The sequence below is a fragment of the Caballeronia sp. LZ003 genome, assembly GCF_031451465.1.
Lineage (GTDB): Bacteria > Pseudomonadota > Gammaproteobacteria > Burkholderiales > Burkholderiaceae > Caballeronia.
The window spans coordinates 350,412-369,797 of the sequence record NZ_JARUXJ010000004.1; the positions used below are offsets into that span (position 1 = coordinate 350,412).

Genomic DNA, 19,386 nt, shown 5'->3' on the forward strand with positions numbered 1-19,386 from the left:
CTCAATGCTTGCGAAGCGGATGGTCCTTGAGAAACCACGACAGCGCAAAAGCGAAGCACGCAATACAAGCCGCGACCAAATAAACCGTGTGCATGGAGCCGGCGAACGCGCTCAGATAATCGTCATGCAACGCGGCCGGCAGATTCGCCACCGCGAGCGGCCCGAGCGAACGCGGCATCTCCGTGCCGGCCGGAATCAGCGTTTCGAGCCGGCCGCGCAGGCTTCCCGAGAAAATCGCGCCGAACGCCGCCACGCCGACCGAGCCGCCGATCGAGCGAAAGAGCGTCGCGCTGGAGGTCGCCACGCCGATCATCCGGAATTCGACCACGTTCTGCACCGCCAGCACGAGCACCTGCATCACCATGCCGAGCCCGAGGCCGAGCAGCAGCATGTAGCCGTACATGACCGGCAGCGGCGTGTCGAGGCGCAGCGTGGACAGCAGCACCATGGCGAGCGTGACGAGCCCCGTGCCCGCGATCGGGAAAAACCGGTACTTCCCGATCTTGCTGATGACCCGGCCGCTCACGATGGAAGAAAGCAGCACGCCGGCCATCATCGGCGTGATCTGCAGACCGGCCTGCGACGGCGTGGAGCCCTTTACCACTTGCAAATAGAGCGGCAGGAACGTGACCGCGCCGAACAGCGCGCAGCCGACAATGAAACCGATCAGCCCGGCCAGCACGAAGGTGGGTTCCTTGAAGAGCGAGAGCGGCATGATGGGCTCGGCGGCGAGCCGTTCCTCGTAGACGAATCCGCCGATGCAGATCAGCCCGAGCGCGAGCGTGCACCACAGTTGCGGTGAACTCCACGGCAAGAGCGCGCCGCCTTCGCTGGTGAACAGGATGATGCAGGTGAGCGCGGCGGCTAGAAAGCCCGCGCCCATATAGTCCACGCGATGGTTCACGTGCGCCGTATGCGGCTTGAATACGGTCTGGATGACGGCGAGCGCGATCACGCCGAGCGGCACGTTGATGTAGAAAATCCAGCGCCACGACAGATGCTCGACCAGAAAGCCGCCAAGCAGCGGCCCGACGACCGTGGCAAGGCCATACACACCGCCGAAAAGCCCCTGGAAGCGACCGCGTTCGGCGGGTGGGATGACATCGGCGATGGCGGCCATGGTGACCACCATCAGCCCGCCGCCGCCGAGCCCCTGCAACGCGCGCAGCGCGATCAATTGCGTCATGTTCTGCGCGACGCCGCAGAGGATAGACCCGGCAAGGAATATCAGGATGGATGCCTGAAGCACGACCTTGCGTCCGAACTGATCGCCGAATTTGCCGTAAAGCGGCACGACGATGGTCGAACTGAGCAGATAGGACGTGACGACCCACGATAAGTTTTCGAGTCCACCGAGTTCGCCGACGATGGTCGGGAGCGCTGTCGACACGATGGTTTGATCGAGCGCGCCGAGCAGCATGACGAGCAAAAGCGCCGTGAAGAGCAGGCCGAGCGGCGGTTTTGCGGCTTCGTCGACGCCTGCAGGGGCGGTTCGGTGTAAAGATGTCATATCGACCTGTACTTGCGTAGGGACGCCTTTGGCGTCGTGAAAAGCGCTTCAATCCGGTTCTCAGCGCTGCCCGCCGAAAACGGATTGAATTTAATTAACATGAAAGTTAATATAAACGATCATCGAAGGCTCGTCAAACCATCTCTATGTCAAACGATGTAATCGGAGCCGAGTTGCCCGGCGAATCAGGCGAAGTTCAACTGAAGAAAGCGGGGCGGCGGCCGGGCCGTCCGAGCGGCGGTCACAGCGCCGAGGCGCGGGCGCACTTGCTGGATACGGCGCTGATGTTGTTTGCGCGGCAGGGCATCGGCGAAACGACGCTCGGGGCGATTGCCCGCGAGGCCGGCGTAACGCCCGCAATGGTCCATTACTATTTCAAGACGCGCGAGCAGCTACTCGATGTGTTGATCGACGAACGCTTCGCGCCGTTGCGCTCGGAACTGGGGCGCGTATTCAACGATCCCTTGGCCGAGCCCGCCGACACCTTGCGCGCCTTCGTGGAGGCGCTGGTCGCGACGGTGGACAAGCATCCGTGGTTCGCGGCGCTGTGGGTACGCGAAGTCATCAGCGAAGGTGGCGTGCTGCGTCAGCGCATGGCAGAACGCTTCGGCGACGAGCGCAAGGATTTGGCGATCGAGCGCATCGCCGGATGGCAGAAAGCGGGCAAGGTAAATCCGGCGCTGGAGCCATCGCTCGTGTTTGTATCGTTGTTCGGACTCGCGGTGTTTCCGCTTGCGACATCACGCTGGCGCGGCCAGGGCGCAGGCGCGATCAGCAAGGAGCAGATTGCGCGGCATGCTGTGGCGTTGTTGATGGATGGGATTCGGGCTGACTGATCCGCCCCTCGCAGCTAAAATGCGGCCCTCGTCCCGCGCGCCGAAGACCACCCCTTCGCTCGGGACGCCACATCCGCAAAAGAACCGTCCGGTCGACAGGAGACATATCAATGGCAACTTCCCCCGCGGCGGGCGCACAGCGCGCATCGGCCGCTGCGTCCGCGTCCGCGCCACCCGAAATCACCGCCGGGCTCATTTCCGCGCGTCTCGACCGGCTGCCGGCCACGCGCACCATCTGGACTTTCATCGCGCTCCTGAGTCTCGGCTTCTTCTTCGAGCTCTACGACTTGCTGTACTCCGGTTACGTCGCGCCAGGGCTGGTAAAGAGCGGCATCCTCACGCCAACAACAGCGAGTTTCTTCGGTTTCACAGGCGTGGCGAGCTTTATTGCGTCGCTGTTCGCGGGGCTGTTCATCGGCACGGTGGCGTGCGGTTTTCTCGCCGACCGTTTCGGCCGCCGCGCGATCTTCACGTATTCGCTGCTCTGGTACACCGTCGCGAATCTCATCATGGCGTTTCAGGACACCGCGACCGGCCTCAACTTCTGGCGCTTCATCGCCGGCGTGGGAATCGGCGTGGAACTGGTGACGATCGGCACGTATATCTCCGAACTCGCGCCGAAGCACATCCGTGGACGCGCTTTTGCCTGCGAGCAGGCAGTCGGTTTCATGGCGGTGCCGGTGGTCGCGTTCCTCGCTTATCTGCTGGTGCCGCGCGCGCCGTTCGGCTTCGACGGATGGCGCTGGGTCGTCGTGATCGGTGCGCATGGCGCGCTCTTCGTCTGGTGGATTCGCCGCACGCTGCCCGAAAGTCCGCGCTGGCTCGCGCAAAAGGGCCGCCTCGCCGAAGCGGATCGCGTAATGTCGGCGCTCGAAGCCAAGGTGGAACGCGAATACGGCCGGCCGTTGCCGCCGCCCGCCGCGCCCGAGCCGGTGCTCGACGCCGCGCAGGGCGCAGGCTCGTTCGCCGATATGTGGAAGCCGCCCTACGGCCGCCGCGCCACGATGATGATCATCTTCAACGTGTTCCAGACGGTCGGTTTCTACGGCTTCGCCAACTGGGTGCCGGCCTTGCTCGTGAAGCAGGGCGTCACGGTCACGTCGAGCCTGATGTATTCGAGCATCATCGCGATCGCGGCGCCGATCGGGCCGATCATCGGGCTCTTGATTGCCGACCGCATCGAGCGCAAGACGGCCATCGTCGCCATGGCGGGCGCGAATATCGTCTGCGGGCTGCTGTTCAGCCAGTCGTCGAACGCCATGTTCCTGATCGCGATGGGCGTCGGGCTCACGCTGTCGTCGAACATCATGTCGTACAGCTTCCACGCGTATCAGACCGAGTTGTTCCCGACCAGCATCCGCGCGCGCGCCGTCGGCTTCGTCTATTCGTGGAGCCGGTTTTCGGCGATTTTCACGTCATTCATCATCGCGGCCGTGCTCAAGGGTTTCGGGACGACCGGCGTGTTCGTGTTCATCGCGGGCGCCATGCTCGTCGTGATGGCGGCGATCGGCCTGATGGGACCGCGTACGCGCGACATGGCGCTCGAAAAAATCTCGCATTGACGTGAATTGAGCAGCGATTGCTGCGGATTGTCGGCCGGTATGCCAAAATCCGCAGAACGTACCCAATCGTCGCTCAATTTTCGAATATGTCCGACACGCTCACTCCGGTAGAAGCAGATCATGCGATGCGTAATTGGACGTATCGATCGTCAGGAAAGATTCGGATTGGCTCGGATCAGCATCTGCGGATGTTCTGCGAGATGTTGCTGACGACGCACAATCCGTACAAACCGGCCGTGATCGAGTGGCCGAAGCTGGACCCGGCGGCGCACAAGCGCGTGACGTCGCTGCCCATCTGGGACATCGCGGTGCAGACGGAAGGGCGCGCCTCCATTCGCGTGGCGACTTACGCGGCGGCGGTTCACGACCCGCATTTGCGCGAAGCCTTGCGCATGAACGGCGGGGAAGAAGCGCGCCACAAGCTCGTACTCTCGAAACTCGTCGAAGCCTATGGCATCGAGCTCGCGCCCGAGCCGCCGTATCCCGCACCGGACGACGCATTGCGCGCGTGGATGCTCACGGGCTACAGCGAGTGCATCGACAGTTTCTTTGCGTTCGGCTTGTTCGAGGCGGCGCGCCAGTCAGGCTATTTTCCCGAAGTGCTCGTCGAAACCTTCGAGCCGGTGATTCAGGAAGAAGCGCGTCACATTCTGTTTTTTGCCAACTGGGTGGCGTGGTATCGGCGCAGTCTGCCGTGGTATCGCAAGCCTGGTTTCCTGCTCAAAACCGCGAGCGTCTGGATTTCGCTGATTCGCGACCGCATTTCGCTCGCGCGCGGTTTCGACACGAGCGGCGCGGCGCAAGATGCCAACTTCCCGGCCAACGTCGGCGATTCCGTGGCGGGCAATGTTTCCGTCGCTTCCTTGATCGACCTGTGTCTCGCGGAAAACGCGCGTCGCATGAGCGGTTACGACGCGCGGCTCTTGCGCCCAACCACCGTGCCGATGCTCGCGCGTCTCGCGCGCCGCTTCGTCAAGTAAGCGGCTTCTCTTCGCTCGATGCCGCTTCGTAGCGGCGCGATGCGTCTTCGACATCCTGTCGAAACTGCGCTAGCGCCGCCGTTTTCGCATCGGCGGGTTGCAGCGCGGCCCACAGCACTTCCACCAGTTCATTCGCCGTCGTCTCGATCTGAGTCTGACTCAGGCGGCGTTTTGCAAGCGTGGCGTCCCACAACACGTGTTCCATCGGCCCGAAAACGAGCGAGCGCAAAAGACGCAGCGGAACGTCGCCGCGGACGTGGCCGAGCGTCTGTCCGCGCGCGAGCACGTCCATGAGCGGCGCGGTGTAGCGGCGCTGCAATTCGGTGAGCGTGTCCGACAGATCGTGCTGGCGCGTGCGGCCTTCCGAGAGCACGAGCGCGCACAGACCGGTGCCGTTCATCAGCATCAACCGCAAATGCGTTCTCACGATGAACGCGAACTGCTGGCGCACCGAGCCGTCGCGCGGCATGCCGGTCTCGAAGGCATCGATGATTTCGTCGTACCAGTCCGCGATCACGCGGGCGCACAATTCCCGCTTGCCGCTGAAATAGCTGAATACCGTGGCTTCCGAAATGCCGGCGCGCTGCGCGATTTCCGCGCTGGTGGCGCCGTCGTAACCTTTCTCGGCGAAGACCTCGCGGCCGGCCTGGAGGATTTCGCGCACGCGTTGTTGCGATTTGACGCCCGACGGCGTGCGGCGGTTGGAAGCGGTGCTTTGCGTGGACATGGCGGTAGCGGAAGAGCGTGCGCAAGAAATGTGAGCGTAGCTCAAAAACCTATTGACGGAAAGACGAATAGAGGATGAAATTGGCCCATTCTGCGGCGCTCCATCTGCTGTGAGTGAAACTCAAACGCGACGCGCCGAAACATTGCATCTGGAGGAGACACCCCATGAGCACCGTGCCGGGCCTGAACTTCGCGCTGGGCGAAGACATCGATATGTTGCGCGACACGCTTCAGCATTTCGCGTCGAAGGAAATCGCGCCGCGCGCCGCCGAAATCGACCGCACCGACCGGTTCCCAATGGACCTCTGGAAGAAATTCGGCGACATGGGCGTGCTCGGCATGACGGTATCCGAGGAATACGGCGGCGCGAATCTCGGCTACACCGCGCACATGGTCGCGATGGAAGAAATCTCGCGGGCGTCGGCATCGGTCGGGCTGTCGTACGGCGCGCATTCGAACCTGTGCGTGAACCAGATTCATCGCAACGGCACGGAAGAACAGAAGCGCAAGTATCTGCCGAAGCTCGTTTCCGGCGAACACGTCGGCGCGCTTGCCATGAGCGAGCCGAACGCCGGATCGGATGTCGTCAGCATGAAGCTGCGCGCGGACGAGAAGGGCGACCATTACGTGCTCAACGGCACCAAGATGTGGATCACCAACGGCCCGGATTGCGACACGCTCGTCGTCTACGCGAAGACGGATATCGAAGCGGGCGCGCGGGGCATCACGGCTTTTATCGTCGAGAAGGGCATGAAGGGCTTCTCGGTCGCTCAGAAACTGGACAAGCTCGGCATGCGCGGCTCGCATACGGGCGAACTCGTGTTCGAGAACGTGGAAGTGTCGAAGGAAAACATTCTCGGCGCATTGAACGGCGGCACGAAGGTGCTGATGAGCGGTCTCGACTACGAGCGCGCCGTGCTCGCGGGCGGGCCGACCGGCATCATGCTCGCCTGCATGGATGCGGTCGTGCCGTATATCCATGACCGCAAGCAGTTCGGGCAAGCCATCGGCGAATTCCAGCTGATACAAGGCAAGGTCGCGGATCTCTATACCACGCTGCAAGCGTGCCGCGCATATCTCTTCGCGGTGGGCCGCCAGCTCGATACGCTCGGCTCGGGCCACGTGCGCCAGGTGCGCAAGGACTGCGCGGGCGTGATTCTCTACACGGCCGAAAAAGCCACGTGGATGGCCGGCGAAGCCATCCAGATTCTTGGCGGCAACGGCTACATCAACGAGTATCCGGTGGGACGCCTGTGGCGCGATGCCAAGCTCTATGAAATCGGTGCGGGCACGAGCGAGATTCGCCGCATGCTGATCGGTCGCGAACTGTTCGCCGAGACGGCTTGAGGCGCGTCATGGCGATCATCGAATCGAAACTGAACCCGCGCAGCGAAGATTTTCGGACCAACGCCGCCGCGCTCGAAGCGCTCGTCGCGGATCTCAAGGCAAAAGTCGCGAAGCTCGCGGAAGGCGGCGGTCAAGCCGCGCGTGACCGGCACGTGTCGCGCAACAAGCTCTTGCCGCGCGACCGCATTGCGCAACTGCTCGATCCGGGCACGCCGTTTCTCGAACTTTCGCAGCTCGCGGCCTACGGCATGTACAACGACGACGCGCCGGGCGCGGGCATCATCACGGGCATCGGGCGCATTGCGGGACAGGAGTGCGTGATCGTCTGCAACGACGCGACCGTGAAAGGCGGCACGTATTATCCGGTGACGGTGAAGAAGCATCTGCGCGCGCAGGAAATTGCCGAACAGAACCGCCTGCCGTGCGTCTATCTCGTCGATTCGGGCGGCGCGAACCTGCCGAATCAAGACGACGTGTTCCCCGACCGCGATCACTTCGGCCGCATCTTCTACAACCAGGCGAACATGTCGGCGGCGGGCATCGCGCAAATCGCGGTGGTCATGGGCTCGTGCACGGCGGGCGGCGCTTATGTTCCGGCGATGAGCGACGAGTCGATCATCGTGAAGGATCAGGGCACGATTTTTCTGGGCGGCCCGCCGCTCGTCAAGGCCGCGACCGGCGAGGAAGTCAGCGCCGAGGATCTCGGCGGCGGCGATGTGCACACGCGTCTTTCCGGCGTCGTCGACCATCTCGCGCAGAACGACGCGCATGCGCTCGGCATCGCGCGCAGTATCGTCGGCAATCTCAATCGCGTGAAGACGCCGCCGCTCGCGCTCAAGGAACCGCTGCCGCCGCGCCATGAAGCGCAGAGCCTTTACGGCGTGATTCCCGTCGATACCCGCAAGCCTTTCGACGTGCGCGAAGTGATCGCGCGCATCGTCGACGATTCCGCTTTCGACGAATTCAAGGCGCGCTACGGCACGACGCTCGTCACCGGCTTCGCGCATATCTGGGGGCATCCGGTCGGCATCGTCGCGAACAACGGCATTCTGTTTTCCGAGTCGGCGTTGAAGGGCGCCCACTTCATCGAACTATGCTGCCAGCGCAAGATTCCACTCGTGTTCCTGCAGAACATCACGGGCTTCATGGTCGGGCGCAAGTACGAAAACGAAGGCATCGCGCGTAACGGCGCGAAGATGGTGACGGCCGTGGCCACGGCAAAGGTGCCGAAGTTCACGGTGATCATCGGCGGTTCGTTCGGCGCGGGCAATTACGGCATGTGCGGCCGCGCCTACTCGCCGCGTTTTCTGTGGATGTGGCCGAACGCGCGCATCTCGGTCATGGGCGGCGAACAGGCCGCGTCCGTGCTCGCAACCGTCAAGCGCGACGGCATCGAGAAGAAGGGCGGCGCGTGGTCGAAGGACGAAGAGGAAGCGTTCAAGGCGCCGATTCGCGATCAATACGAGGCGCAGGGTCATCCGTACTATGCAAGCGCGCGTCTTTGGGATGACGGCGTGATCGATCCAGCGCAAACGCGCGACGTGCTGGGCTTGGGCCTTGCCGCGACGATGAACGCGCCGATCGAAGACACGCGCTTCGGCGTATTCCGCATGTGACGCCAGACGTCGGGACCCAGGCGCCCGACTCGCGTCTCGCACCTCAAGCTGATCCACGGATGTGAAGCCATGTTCAACAAGATTCTGATTGCAAATCGCGGCGAGATCGCCTGCCGTGTCGCGGCGACGGCGAAGCGCATGAATATCGGCAGCGTCGCCGTTTATTCGGACGCGGATGCCCAAGCGAAACACGTCGATGTCTGCGATCAAGCCGTGCACGTGGGCGGCGCGGCGGCATCCGAAAGCTATCTGCGGATGGAGCGAATTGTCGAGGCAGCGCTTTCGAGCGGCGCGCAAGCCGTGCATCCGGGCTACGGCTTTCTTTCCGAGAACGAAGACTTCGCCAATGCATGCGAGAAAGCGGGCATCGTCTTCATCGGGCCGCCGGTCGAAGCCATCCGCGCGATGGGTTCCAAGGCCGCGGCCAAGGCGCTCATGCAATCCGCGTCGGTGCCGCTCGTGCCCGGCTATCACGGCGACAATCAGGACGCCGCGCTCCTGCAACGCGAGGCGGATCGCATCGGCTATCCGGTGCTGCTGAAGGCAAGCGCGGGCGGCGGCGGCAAGGGCATGCGAGTCGTCGAAAAGAGCGAGGACTTCGCGGCCGCGCTCGCCTCATGCAAGCGCGAAGCGGCGTCGAGCTTCGGCAACGATCGCGTGCTGATCGAAAAATATTTGCTGCGCCCGCGTCACGTCGAAGTGCAAGTTTTCGCCGATACGCACGGCAACGCGGTCTATCTGTTCGATCGCGATTGCTCGGTGCAGCGTCGGCATCAGAAAGTGCTCGAAGAAGCGCCCGCGCCCGGTCTTTCCGATGCCACCCGACGCGCAATGGGCGAAGCCGCCGTGGCGGCGGCACGCGCGGTGAATTACGTCGGCGCGGGCACGGTCGAGTTCATCATGACGCAGGACGGCCAGTTCTACTTCATGGAGATGAATACGCGCTTGCAGGTCGAGCATCCGGTGACCGAGATGGTGACCGGGCTCGATCTGGTCGAATGGCAACTGCGCGTGGCGGCGGGCGAGCCTTTGCCCCTGTTGCAAGACGCGCTGAAGGTGCAAGGTCATGCCATCGAAGCGCGCATCTATGCGGAGAACCCGGCGCGGGGCTTTTTGCCATCGACGGGCACGCTCAAGCATCTCGCATTGCCGCAGGCGGTGAGTTTTTCGATCGACGGCGACGTGCGTATCGACAGCGGCGTGCGCGAAGGCGACGCCATCACGCCGTTTTACGACCCGATGATCGCGAAGCTGATCGTGCATGGCCGCGACCGTCGCGATGCGCTCGCCCGCATGGCACGGGCGCTGGCCGAATGCGAGATCGTCGGGCTGCATACGAACGTCGAATTCCTGCAACGTATCGTGAAAAGCGAGCCGTTTTCGCAAGGCGAGCTCGATACCGGTTTGATCGAGCGTCATCGCGACACCTTGTTCGCGCCGCCAACCGTACCGCGCAACAAGGCGCTCGCGCTTGCCTGCGCCGCGCTGCTTACGCGCGAAGGCGGCGAGGCGCACGGTCACTCGCCGTGGGACGCGCTCTCGCACTGGCGCATGGCGGGCGGTTATAGCCAGGACCTGAACTGGCGCGAGGTCGATCACGACGACATGCTCAAGGTCGTCTACACGAAAGACGGCGAGAAGCGGCTCGCGCTCGATGGCAAGAGCGCGCGCTTCGACTGGACGCATGGCGGCGCGACCGATTACACCGTGCAATTGGACGATAACTTGCTAAAAGGCACCGTCTTCACCGAAGGCGACATCTTCCACGTCTTTCTCGAAGGCGCGGAATTCCAGTTCGAATGGCAAAACCTGATGGCTCATGCGGGCGATGCCGAACACGAAGGACGTCTCACCGCGCCGATGCCCGGCAAGGTCATCGCGGTATTGGTGGAGGCAGGCGCGATGGTGGCGAGGGGCGCGCCGCTCATCGTCATGGAAGCCATGAAGATGGAGCATACGATCGTCGCGCCCACGGCGGGAAAAATCGGCGAGATTCTCTTCGATGTCGGCGATCAGGTCGCCGACGGTTCGCAGTTGCTGGTGCTCGAAACGAGTTGAAGGAAGCTGGAAGCGCGTTACTTCCTGGGCCTGCCGAGTAACGTGTCCTGGCTCTCGGTGCGCACCAGAATCTCGACGCGCCGGTTTAGCGCGCGGCCCTGCGGCGTGTCGTTATTGGCGATGGGCCGCAGGTAAGCCATGCCCTTGGTCGTAATGCGCTCGGCCGGCACGCCGCGCGCGATCAACGCATTCGCAACGGCATTCGCGCGCGCCAGCGACAGTTCGCGGTTGTAGGCGAGCGAGCCTTCGTCGTCGGTATGGCCTTCGATCAGAACAGGCCGCATGCTGCGTTTGAGCACATCCGCGACGCGGTCCAGCACGGCGATGTTCTGCACGCGGATGCGCGCTTCGTCCCTATCGAAGAGCGGCGCGTCGGGCAGGCGCATCTCCACGCCGCCTTTGACCTGCAGCATGGTGATGCCGTATTGCGCGTTCAGCTTGTCTTCCTTCGTGCGGCTGAGGCCGCTCGAACAGCCTGAGAATAAACTCGCCAGCATCGCAAGCGACGCGCATGTTCCAACGGCCGACTGTAATGCTCTACCTGCCATCCGTGCTTTCCCTTCTCTTTAGAGAGGCTTTGATTATACGGAGCCCGAATCTTGCCGTTGTAAATAACATTTGCTGCTTGCCCGCAACTATGCGGAACGCTTTGTGCGAATCGAGCGCCAACCTAGACCCAACTGGGCGTCAACAGGGCGCCAACTTCGTCCGAACGTTCGACGCGCTTACAATGCGTGCGACCATTCAGGTTATCGATTCGAATTTCCGTCTCTCTTCCTGCGAGCTTTCACCGTCATGTCTACACCGCGATATCCGCGTAATCCAGAGCGCAGCAACGAGCATGATACGGACCCGGGCGCACGCATCAACAAGGTACAGCGGGCGGCGTCGGCGGCGCTTTACACGGTGCTCGTGCTGATTGCGCTCTACACGGCGCGCACGTTCATACCGGCGGTGGTGTGGGCTATCGTGATCGCCATTTCATTATGGCCGGCGCTGCACTGGCTGGAGCAGCGTCCGCTGTTCAGGCGGCACAATATCTTGCTCGCGGCGTTTCTTGCCACAGCGGTCGGGCTGCTCTTCGTTGTGCCGTTCGCCATCGTTGCCGCGCAGACCGCCAACGAAGCGAGCGACATGCTCCGCTGGTTCCACGACGTCTTGCGCACCGGTATTCCGATGCCCGCTTTCGTCGAGCATCTACCAATGGGTTCGCAGCAGGTTTCGCACTGGTGGCAGGAGAATCTGGCGACACCGCTCGAATCTTCCCCTGCCGTGAAGCGTCTGCATAGCGCGACGGTCGTCGCGATGACGCGCCATTTCGGCGGACGCGTAGTGCATGGGCTCGTCATTTTCGGCTTCATGCTGATGACGCTGTTCTTCATGTTCCAGGCGGGCGCGCGGCTTGGCGAGCAACTGATCGCGGGATCGCGGCGCGCGTTTGGCGCGGACGGTGCGGCGCTCATCCGGCGCATGGCGGACTCCGTGCGCAGCACGGTGATCGGTCTCGTGGTGGTTGGCCTGGGCGAGGGCGCTTTGCTCGGTATCGCCTATGGCATCACGGGCGTGCCGCACGCCACCTTGCTCGGCATGCTGACCGCGGTCGCCGCTATGCTGCCGTTCTGCGCGCCGATCGTCTTCCTCGGCTCGGCGCTATGGCTGCTCGCGCAAGGCTCCGTGATTTCGGCTGCCAGCGTGGCGATCTTCGGGCTGATCGTGGTCTTCATCTCCGAGCATTTCGTGCGACCAGTGCTGATCGGCGGCTCCACGCGCCTGCCGTTTCTGCTCGTCTTGTTCGGCATTCTGGGCGGCGCGGAAACGTTCGGGCTGATCGGGCTTTTCATCGGCCCGGCATTGATGACGATTCTCGTCGTGCTATGGACGGACTGGGTGCGCGATTGAAGACGAAGTCGATGAAGCGCCGCGCGTGACGTAATTCAAATGCCCGCGCCGCGTTCCTGCACGCAGACCCAGGGCGATACCACCACGGCCCACAACTCGGGATCGCGCGCGGCGATATCGACGGCGGTCTGCGCCTGCAAGCGCTCGATGAGTCCGGCCGAGAGCCATTGCGTGACCTGCTGCGTGTCGTCGTTGGCGACAGCCTCGGCGACGCTCACTAGATCCAGGTCGCCCTTCACCCAAATCAGCGCGCCCTTTGCGAAGAAGCGTTCGAGTTCGGACCAGCCGATCTGCGCCGTTTCGGCAAGCAGCTTGGTGTAGAGCGGGCTGGGGCTTTGGTTGGAAGCGTCGGTCATAAAGGAAGCAATGGAAACGAAAAGGCGTCCGACACTATAGCGCAGTGCCGGACGCCTTCGTTTCGCCTTGAAGCGGACGTTCAGAGGTCGAAGAACACGGTCTCGTTCGGGCCGCGAAGATGAATGTCGAAGCGATAGATCGTGCCCGGCACACCCGGCTTGCCCGTCGGTCCCGCTTCGCGCTTGGCGATCAGCGTATGGCGGCGCTCGGCCGGCACGGCGGCGAGCACGGCGTCGTTCGCGTTGGCTTCGGTTTCATCGTCGAAATAGATGCGCGTGTAGCTGTGCAGCAGCATGCCGCGCATCAGCACGATGACATCGAGATGCGGCGCGGCATCGTCGGCGGTCTTGCCGGGCTTCACCGTATCGACGATAAAACGCAGCTTCGGGTCCGTGCCCGTGCCGACGCGCGCGAATCCGCGAAAGCCCGACTCGCGCGCGGCTTCGGCGCTTTCCACGTAACGGCCGTTCGCGTCAGCCTGCGCGATTTCGATGAGCGCGTCGCCAATGGGCTTGCCTTCCGCGTCGTACACGTTGCCGACCACGGCGATATGCTCGCCCGGCACTTCACGATCCGCGGCCGATGCCGTGAACAGGCTCTTCAGATCGAAGTTGTATTGCTCGGGAACGAGGCCGTAGGCGAAGTACGGTCCGACGGTCTGCGATGGGGTTTGTTTGAGCGTGGTCATGTCGTTCACTCCGTCGGCGTCTGGTCCGGGCCGCGCAGCACGATATCGAATTCGTAGCCGAGCGCGTAGTTTTCCTGAGTCGTGTCGATCGAGAAGCGCGACACGAGGCGCTTTCTCGCCTGCTCGGGAATGCCTTGATAGATCGGATCGAGGTCGAGCAGCGGGTCGCCCGGGAAATACATCTGCGTGACGAGACGCGAGCCGAAGTAGTCGCCGAAGAGCGAGAAGTGAATGTGATTCGGGCGCCACGCGTTGGTGTGATTGCCCCACGGATACGCGCCCGGCTTGATCGTCATGAAGCGGTAGCGGCCTTCGTCGTCGGTCAGGCAGCGGCCCGCGCCGAGGAAGTTCGGGTCGAGCGGCGCGTCATGCTGATCGGCCTTGTGGACATAGCGTCCGGCGGCATTGGCCTGCCACACTTCCACGAGCGTGTTGCGCACCGGGCGGCCGTTGTCGTCCAGCACGCGGCCCGTCACGATGATGCGCTCGCCGAGCGGCTCGCCGTTCTTGGCGGCATTGCGCGTGAGGTCGTTATCGAGCGTGCCCAGGTCGTCCGCGCCATAGACGGGAACGCGGCGGTTGCGCAGATTTTCCTTCAGCGGGATGAGCGGCAGCGAAGGGCTGCGCAGCACGGATGACCGGTAGCCCGGCGACAGATACGGCGGGTGGGAATCCCAGTCGCGAGGCGTGAGAATAGGCGAAGTCATGACGACGTGTCTCCTGTTTTGTAGGGTGTCCGGGTTTTTCAATCGGATATTTCTGGCAACTACTTTATCGAATGCAGTGAGTTATGGAAAATGATGTTTCGTGCCTGCTTGCATAACGACTCGTCATGGATATCGACTTCACCAACACTCGCGTCAAGTTCCGCCACCTTCAGTGTTTCCTTGCCGTGACGCAGCTCGGCAGCGTGCAGCGCGCGGCAGACAGCCTGTCGATTACGCAGCCGGCCGTGTCGAAGACCATAGGGGAACTCGAATCCATTCTAGGCGTGCGCTTGTTCGAGCGTGGCAGGCGCGGCGCGGTTCCCACGCGCGAGGGCCGGCTCTTCGCGCCGCATGCGAGCGCGTGCGTGGCGTCGCTGCGCGAAGGCGTGGACATGCTGCTGCGCGAGCGTGGCGATGTGCCGGGGACCATTTCCATCGGCGTATTGCCGACTGTCGCCACGGCCTTGCTGCCGCCCGCGCTCGCTGCTTTCCGGCAGCAATGGCCGGCCATTTCGCTTGCCGTTCGCACGGATTCGAACGCGCAACTGCTCGAACGGCTGAAGGCGGGCGACGTCGATCTGGTCGTTGGCCGGCTCTCCGAGCCGGAAGCCATGCACGAGCTTTCCTTCGAGCAGATCTATCGTGAACCGCTAGCGGTGATTGTCCGGCGCGAGCATCCGCTGACGTTCGAGGCGCCGCTCACGCCCGCGTTGCTTGCGCGTTTCGCGATCGTCGTGCCGCCATTCGGGACGTTGATTCGTCAGTCGGCTGAAAGCGTTCTGACAGCGTTCGGCGCGCATGCGCTGACCGCGTTGATCGAAACGCTGTCGGTTTCGCTTGGCCGCGCGCTCGCGTTGCACCATGACGCCGTGTGGTTCGTTCCGGCGGGCGCGGTCGCGCAGGACATCGCGCTCGGCTTGCTCGTTGCCTTGCCCATGCCCTTCGCCGGCACCGATGAGCCGATCGGCTTGATACGTCGCAACGACTCCGCGCGCACGCCCGTGGAAGAAAGTCTGGTCGATGCCTTGCGCGAAGCGGGCCGTGCGCGCGCCGGGAACAAGTGACCGGTCGTGCGCCGCGGCGCGCACCTTGCTAGAGCAGCATTTACCGCGCAGATTTCGCGCGAAACAAATACTATGACGTAAGCCCGCCGGGACAGCGAATCGGTTGCAACGAACGCTCGTGGCGCCGGTCTTATCGACGCGTGCCGCTTCGGCGCATCGACGTCATTTCCCGCACTTGGTGCCGCATTGCTGTCAACTCGTTCGCTCCATGAAGACCGTTCTGCTCGTCGATGACGACCCCGCCACCATCGAAGCCTGGACCCTCTGCATGCAAGGGGAGGATTGCCGCGTGCTCTACGCCGTCGACGGCAACGGCGCTCTGTCGATACTCGGCGCGCAGACGGTCGACATCGTCGTGTCCGACTGGATGATGCCGGGACTCGGCGGAGCGCTTCTCTGTCAAACGATGAAGAACGACGCCGCGCTCGCGCACATCCCTTTCCTGATGATTTCAGGGCATCCGAATCCGCCAGCTTTCGTGAGCTACGACGGGTATCTGCGCAAGCCGGTCGAGATGGAGACGCTGGTTGCGGCCGTGAACCGTCTGTGTGCCGCAAAGAAGCGGCCGCTTTATTGAACGGCTGCTGCTTGCGCTTCGACGAGAATCTCGGAACGCGACGACCAAGGCCTCAAGTCGGCATCCACGAGGCAAAGGCTTGCGGCTTAACCAATCAGCGCAACTCCGCCAGCGCCGCATCCATCTGCGCTTGAGCGAGCCGGTTCAATTCCTGCGGGATTTCGCATTCGAGCGGCAAGGCGGGCGTGACGATCACGCGGATATGTCCACCATGATCCGGCCAACCCTTCGCTGGCCAGACCTTGCCCGCGTCGTGGACAACGGGCACGACCGGAACCTTGGTCGCGCACGCGAGCCGCACGCCACCCGAAGCGAGCTTGAGCGGCGCATCGTGCGCCACGCGCGTGCCTTCCGGAAAGATCACCACGACGTCGCCTTTCTTCAGCCGCGCGGCGCATTCACGCGTGACAGCCTGGTGCGCCTGACGGATCGAGCCGCGGTCGAGGCTCACCATGTCCAGACCGCGCAGCACCCAGCCGAAGAAAGGAATCTGCATGAGTTCGTGCTTGAACACGAAGCTGATGCGGCGCGGAAAGAGCGCCATGAACGCGAGCGTCTCCCAGGTCGATTCATGGCGGCTCAATACGATGCATGGCCCGTGCGGCAAGTGTTCGAGTCCTTCGACCGAGACGCCCACACCGGTGATGACGCGCATCATCGTGACCATCGCGCGGCACCATTGCCTGGCTAACCAATAGCGTCCGTTTCTGCCGACGAACGGGAAAAGCGGCAGGATCAGGATCGACCAGATCGTGCCGCTGCCGAGCAGATAGGTGGCGAAGAGCCACTTGACGAGGGTGCTGCGCATTGAAATCGTGCGATCGACGGAGGAAAGCCCAGAAGCATAACGGTATCGAGCCGTGAACGCACGAGGCAAAAACCGCCGCTTCGCTCATGCGTCTTCGGGCGCGCGATGCAACAATGGCGCGTGCAGGTCATCGACCGCTTATATCAACATCGCAAGGGAACACATGGATCAGGAGCCGGTGAGTTTCGACGAAGGCATGCTCGACGTGGGCGACGGCCATTCCATCTACTGGCGCGCGCAAGGTCCGCGCGAGGCGCCCGTCATGCTCGTCGTGCACGGCGGCCCCGGCGGCGCCATGAATCTCAAATGGGCCGAGGTGCTCGAAGCGGACAAGTGGCGCGTCGTGTTCTTCGACCAGCGTGGCTGCGGCAAGTCGAAGCCTTTCGGCAAGCTTGAGGCGAACGGCATCGATGCGCTCGTCGGCGACATGGAGAAGCTGCGAGTCGCGTTGAACATCGAGCGCTGGGCGCTGTTCGGCGGCTCGTGGGGCACGACGCTCGGGCTTGCTTACGGCGTCACGCATCCCGAACGCTGCACGGGCTTCTTGCTGCGCGGCGTGTTTCTCGCGCGGCGCGCGGACATCGACTGGTTCCTGTGGGACGTGCGGCGCGTGTTTCCGGAGGCGCATCGCGCGTTTCTGGACGCCATCGAAGCCGCGAGCGGGAAGCGTCCGACAAGCGGCGAGGAGATCCTGCAACTGACGGAAGCGCCGCTCGCGCGTTTCGATGAAGCCGGCACGCGGCTCGCGCGCGCGTGGACGCTGTATGAGACCACCTTGTCGGTGGTCAACAAGCCGCCGAAGGAGGCGAAGGAAGCGGACGAGGCGAAAGTATCGGGTGAAGCGCAAGCATCGAGCGAAGCGAAGGACTCGAGCGACCCGAAGCAGGACGACAAGCGCCCGAGCGCCGAGGCCAACTCCGCCGCCGTTTCCATGGCGCTGCTCGAACGTCACTACATGGCGCACGAACTGCCGCCCGAACCGCTGCTGCAGCGCGTCGCGCGCATTGCGCATCTGCCGTGCAGTATCGTCCACGGACGTTTCGACATGGTGTGTCCCGCGGATCAGGCGTTCGACCTTGCCGCGCTTTGGCCGGGCGCGCAACTCGCCATCGTGGATGTCGCCGGGCACTGGACCTTCGAGCCCAACAACGTGACGGCATTGCGCAAAGGCGCGGTGGCCCTGGCTCAAGCCATCGCGGCAAGCTGACGCTTACAGGATCGACGGCGCCGCTTCGGTCAGGCGTCGCCAGTCGAGATCCGCGCCCGCGACGATCAGCCGTCCGTTGCGCTGCGTCGCGATGGTGAGCGTGACGCACAGCGACGTCCCTGTTACCGACAGATACGGCGCGCTCGTGATGACCTGCTGCGGCCGCGTGTGGGCATCGACGAAGTAGGGGCGCGTGTCCCAGCGGCCGGTCGAGGCGTCCGCAATGGGCGCGAAGCGGTCGGCCGAGCGCCGCTCACACGCGCCGGCGAGCGTCGGCAGGCATTCGCGACCCGCGTGGTCGAGAAAGAAGCAACTGATCGTACAAGGCAGCGCGAGCAACGCGGCGCAAGCATGCTCGGCGGATGCGCCGCCCGCAAGGCGCGTCGCGGCCTGCGCCAGATTCGAGCGATACGGCATCAGCAGCAAGTCGCTCGCGAGGCGCTCGGTGCGGCGCGTCTGCGCGAGCGAATCGAATACGTTTTCGAAGAGCGGCGTGGCCGCGCCGCGTTCGGCGAGTTGCGCGGCGGGTTGACCGAACAGATAACCCTGCACGAAGTCCACGTTGGAGCGCGCCGCGAGCATCAGGTCGTCGCTGGTTTCGATTCCCTCGGCCACCACGAACATACCGGATTCATGCAGCAGATCGACGAGCTTCGGCATCAGCGCATCGCGCATCGGCGTGCGTCGCTTGCCGCTCTGCGCGCGCACCAGGCTGCGGTCGAGCTTGACGATATCCGGCCGCATCGTGAGCAGACGATCGATATTGGAATGCCCGGCGCCGAAGTCGTCGACGGCGACGAGGAAGCCCTGCGCGCGAAACGAGCGCGTCGCGCGCGCGATTTCCGCGACATCCGAACCGCCCGATTCGAGCACTTCGATCACGATCCGCTCCGGCGCGAGCCCGGCCGCGTGCGTGAGCGCGGCGAACTGTTTCGCATAGCCAGGGTCCGTGAAAGTCGCAGGGTTCATGTTGACGAACAGCCAATGCGCGCTCGGCAGCACCGGCGCGGCATGACGGAGGTGCGCCAGATGACTCATGCGGTCGAGCGCGGTGAGCTCGCCCGAGACGATCGCGCGGCCAAACAGATCGAACGGGCCGATCAGCGCGCCATCGCCCGCATCGCCGCGCAACAGCGCCTCGTAACCGACTTCGCGCTGATGCGGAAGGCTGTAGATCGGCTGCAGATGCGTGCGAAGCGTGATGCCGTCGACGACTCCGGTGTGCGCCGTCAACACGTCGGACCACGCCGGCCGAGGCCTGACGGCTGCATGCGGACACAGCGTCGGGGAGAATGCACATACGAGTCGATGAACGGCACGGCAATGGCACGCGGCGAGATGGGGATACAAGGCAGTATCGGCCGAGCGTGCGAAAACTTGAGTGGCGGCGTCGTGTTTGCCCGCGCCCGCGCCGCGACCTATCTTTGAAGAGGCGGTGATACGA

18 protein-coding genes are annotated in these 19,386 nt (G+C 63.5%); 10 read left to right on the top strand and 8 right to left on the bottom strand.

Annotated elements, in window-relative coordinates; translation table 11 throughout:
* Nucleotide 1: 1 nt before the first annotated feature.
* Nucleotides 2-1,510 carry an MDR family MFS transporter gene (locus QCE79_RS25715; RefSeq protein ID WP_309848634.1) on the bottom strand — a complete coding sequence of 503 codons (1,509 nt, stop codon included), beginning with the start codon at nucleotides 1,508-1,510 and terminating at the stop codon, nucleotides 2-4.
* A gap of 173 nt (nucleotides 1,511-1,683) precedes the next feature.
* Between QCE79_RS25715 and QCE79_RS25720 the strand changes: the two genes are divergently transcribed.
* The 3 genes from QCE79_RS25720 to QCE79_RS25730 all read left to right on the top strand — a co-directional run bounded on the left by QCE79_RS25720 (nucleotide 1,684) and on the right by QCE79_RS25730 (nucleotide 4,888).
* A complete protein-coding gene (locus QCE79_RS25720) occupies nucleotides 1,684-2,346 on the top strand; it encodes a TetR/AcrR family transcriptional regulator (RefSeq protein WP_309848636.1) in 663 nt (220 codons plus the stop codon).
* A gap of 110 nt (nucleotides 2,347-2,456) precedes the next feature.
* On the top strand, nucleotides 2,457-3,908 hold the full coding sequence (locus QCE79_RS25725; protein ID WP_244829331.1) for an MFS transporter: 1,452 nt from the start codon (nucleotides 2,457-2,459) through the stop codon (nucleotides 3,906-3,908).
* An 86-nt stretch (nucleotides 3,909-3,994) separates the two neighbouring features.
* Nucleotides 3,995-4,888: a ferritin-like domain-containing protein gene (locus tag QCE79_RS25730; protein ID WP_309848638.1), complete on the top strand. Its 894-nt coding sequence runs from the start codon at nucleotides 3,995-3,997 to the stop codon at nucleotides 4,886-4,888.
* Here the strand turns inward: QCE79_RS25730 and QCE79_RS25735 are convergent.
* Nucleotides 4,881-5,615, bottom strand: coding sequence for a TetR/AcrR family transcriptional regulator (locus QCE79_RS25735; RefSeq protein WP_250467377.1), 735 nt, complete (start codon nucleotides 5,613-5,615; stop codon nucleotides 4,881-4,883). The genes QCE79_RS25730 and QCE79_RS25735 overlap by 8 nt on opposite strands.
* 164 nt (nucleotides 5,616-5,779) lie before the next feature.
* Here QCE79_RS25735 and QCE79_RS25740 point away from each other — a divergent pair, with 164 nt between their 5' ends.
* From QCE79_RS25740 to QCE79_RS25750, 3 genes are all read left to right on the top strand, one after another.
* Nucleotides 5,780-6,961 (top strand): isovaleryl-CoA dehydrogenase, encoded by a 1,182-nt coding sequence (locus tag QCE79_RS25740; protein WP_309848643.1) that lies wholly within the window; start codon nucleotides 5,780-5,782, stop codon nucleotides 6,959-6,961.
* 8 nt (nucleotides 6,962-6,969) lie between these two features.
* Complete coding sequence (locus tag QCE79_RS25745) at nucleotides 6,970-8,577, top strand: carboxyl transferase domain-containing protein (protein WP_250493592.1); 1,608 nt, start codon at nucleotides 6,970-6,972, stop codon at nucleotides 8,575-8,577.
* A gap of 69 nt (nucleotides 8,578-8,646) precedes the next feature.
* The gene (locus QCE79_RS25750; RefSeq protein ID WP_309848646.1) at nucleotides 8,647-10,635 is read left to right on the top strand and encodes an acetyl/propionyl/methylcrotonyl-CoA carboxylase subunit alpha; all 1,989 of its coding nucleotides are present in this window, start codon (nucleotides 8,647-8,649) and stop codon (nucleotides 10,633-10,635) included.
* 17 nt (nucleotides 10,636-10,652) lie between these two features.
* Here the strand turns inward: QCE79_RS25750 and QCE79_RS25755 are convergent, their stop codons facing one another.
* Complete coding sequence (locus QCE79_RS25755; RefSeq protein WP_244829337.1) at nucleotides 10,653-11,183, bottom strand: OmpA family protein; 531 nt, start codon at nucleotides 11,181-11,183, stop codon at nucleotides 10,653-10,655.
* A gap of 247 nt (nucleotides 11,184-11,430) precedes the next feature.
* On the opposite strand from QCE79_RS25755, the gene QCE79_RS25760 reads away from it, so the two are divergent.
* The gene (locus tag QCE79_RS25760; RefSeq protein WP_244829338.1) at nucleotides 11,431-12,534 is read left to right on the top strand and encodes an AI-2E family transporter; all 1,104 of its coding nucleotides are present in this window, start codon (nucleotides 11,431-11,433) and stop codon (nucleotides 12,532-12,534) included.
* 35 nt (nucleotides 12,535-12,569) lie between these two features.
* Here the strand turns inward: QCE79_RS25760 and QCE79_RS25765 are convergent, their stop codons facing one another.
* The 3 genes from QCE79_RS25765 to pcaH form a co-directional block, all read right to left on the bottom strand.
* Nucleotides 12,570-12,890, bottom strand: a complete 321-nt coding sequence (locus QCE79_RS25765; protein ID WP_244829339.1) for a DUF2288 domain-containing protein — start codon at nucleotides 12,888-12,890, stop codon at nucleotides 12,570-12,572.
* An 80-nt stretch (nucleotides 12,891-12,970) separates the two neighbouring features.
* On the bottom strand, nucleotides 12,971-13,579 hold the full coding sequence (gene pcaG / locus QCE79_RS25770) for a protocatechuate 3,4-dioxygenase subunit alpha (protein ID WP_309848651.1): 609 nt from the start codon (nucleotides 13,577-13,579) through the stop codon (nucleotides 12,971-12,973).
* A gap of 5 nt (nucleotides 13,580-13,584) precedes the next feature.
* On the bottom strand, nucleotides 13,585-14,286 hold the full coding sequence (gene pcaH / locus QCE79_RS25775) for a protocatechuate 3,4-dioxygenase subunit beta (RefSeq protein WP_244829341.1): 702 nt from the start codon (nucleotides 14,284-14,286) through the stop codon (nucleotides 13,585-13,587).
* 125 nt (nucleotides 14,287-14,411) lie between these two features.
* Between pcaH and pcaQ the strand changes: the two genes are divergently transcribed.
* Both pcaQ and QCE79_RS25785 read left to right on the top strand, forming a co-directional pair.
* On the top strand, nucleotides 14,412-15,350 hold the full coding sequence (gene pcaQ / locus QCE79_RS25780) for a pca operon transcription factor PcaQ (RefSeq protein WP_309848653.1): 939 nt from the start codon (nucleotides 14,412-14,414) through the stop codon (nucleotides 15,348-15,350).
* A gap of 208 nt (nucleotides 15,351-15,558) precedes the next feature.
* A complete protein-coding gene (locus QCE79_RS25785; RefSeq protein ID WP_244829343.1) occupies nucleotides 15,559-15,927 on the top strand; it encodes a response regulator in 369 nt (122 codons plus the stop codon).
* Nucleotides 15,928-16,021: 94 nt separating this feature from the next.
* On the opposite strand, the gene QCE79_RS25790 is transcribed toward QCE79_RS25785, so the two are convergent.
* Complete coding sequence (locus QCE79_RS25790; protein ID WP_244829344.1) at nucleotides 16,022-16,735, bottom strand: 1-acyl-sn-glycerol-3-phosphate acyltransferase; 714 nt, start codon at nucleotides 16,733-16,735, stop codon at nucleotides 16,022-16,024.
* A gap of 163 nt (nucleotides 16,736-16,898) precedes the next feature.
* Between QCE79_RS25790 and QCE79_RS25795 the strand changes: the two genes are divergently transcribed.
* The gene (locus QCE79_RS25795; RefSeq protein WP_250510210.1) at nucleotides 16,899-17,942 is read left to right on the top strand and encodes an alpha/beta fold hydrolase; all 1,044 of its coding nucleotides are present in this window, start codon (nucleotides 16,899-16,901) and stop codon (nucleotides 17,940-17,942) included.
* A gap of 3 nt (nucleotides 17,943-17,945) precedes the next feature.
* Here the strand turns inward: QCE79_RS25795 and QCE79_RS25800 are convergent, their stop codons facing one another.
* Complete coding sequence (locus QCE79_RS25800; RefSeq protein ID WP_244829346.1) at nucleotides 17,946-19,178, bottom strand: EAL domain-containing protein; 1,233 nt, start codon at nucleotides 19,176-19,178, stop codon at nucleotides 17,946-17,948.
* Nucleotides 19,179-19,386 lie beyond the last annotated feature (208 nt).

What these genes read in the sequence shown, in the direction of transcription:
- QCE79_RS25715 (WP_309848634.1), bottom strand. Translation starts at nt 1,510, where the DNA reads ATGACATCTTTACACCGAACCGCCCCTGCAGGCGTCGACGAAGCCGCA.
- QCE79_RS25725 (WP_244829331.1), top strand. Translation starts at nt 2,457, where the DNA reads ATGGCAACTTCCCCCGCGGCGGGCGCACAGCGCGCATCGGCCGCTGCG.
- QCE79_RS25730 (WP_309848638.1), top strand. Translation starts at nt 3,995, where the DNA reads ATGTCCGACACGCTCACTCCGGTAGAAGCAGATCATGCGATGCGTAAT.
- QCE79_RS25735 (WP_250467377.1), bottom strand. Translation starts at nt 5,615, where the DNA reads ATGTCCACGCAAAGCACCGCTTCCAACCGCCGCACGCCGTCGGGCGTC.
- QCE79_RS25740 (WP_309848643.1), top strand. Translation starts at nt 5,780, where the DNA reads ATGAGCACCGTGCCGGGCCTGAACTTCGCGCTGGGCGAAGACATCGAT.
- QCE79_RS25745 (WP_250493592.1), top strand. Translation starts at nt 6,970, where the DNA reads ATGGCGATCATCGAATCGAAACTGAACCCGCGCAGCGAAGATTTTCGG.
- QCE79_RS25750 (WP_309848646.1), top strand. Translation starts at nt 8,647, where the DNA reads ATGTTCAACAAGATTCTGATTGCAAATCGCGGCGAGATCGCCTGCCGT.
- QCE79_RS25755 (WP_244829337.1), bottom strand. Translation starts at nt 11,183, where the DNA reads ATGGCAGGTAGAGCATTACAGTCGGCCGTTGGAACATGCGCGTCGCTT.
- QCE79_RS25760 (WP_244829338.1), top strand. Translation starts at nt 11,431, where the DNA reads ATGTCTACACCGCGATATCCGCGTAATCCAGAGCGCAGCAACGAGCAT.
- QCE79_RS25765 (WP_244829339.1), bottom strand. Translation starts at nt 12,890, where the DNA reads ATGACCGACGCTTCCAACCAAAGCCCCAGCCCGCTCTACACCAAGCTG.
- pcaG (WP_309848651.1), bottom strand. Translation starts at nt 13,579, where the DNA reads ATGACCACGCTCAAACAAACCCCATCGCAGACCGTCGGACCGTACTTC.
- pcaH (WP_244829341.1), bottom strand. Translation starts at nt 14,286, where the DNA reads ATGACTTCGCCTATTCTCACGCCTCGCGACTGGGATTCCCACCCGCCG.
- pcaQ (WP_309848653.1), top strand. Translation starts at nt 14,412, where the DNA reads ATGGATATCGACTTCACCAACACTCGCGTCAAGTTCCGCCACCTTCAG.
- QCE79_RS25785 (WP_244829343.1), top strand. Translation starts at nt 15,559, where the DNA reads ATGAAGACCGTTCTGCTCGTCGATGACGACCCCGCCACCATCGAAGCC.
- QCE79_RS25790 (WP_244829344.1), bottom strand. Translation starts at nt 16,735, where the DNA reads ATGCGCAGCACCCTCGTCAAGTGGCTCTTCGCCACCTATCTGCTCGGC.
- QCE79_RS25795 (WP_250510210.1), top strand. Translation starts at nt 16,899, where the DNA reads ATGGATCAGGAGCCGGTGAGTTTCGACGAAGGCATGCTCGACGTGGGC.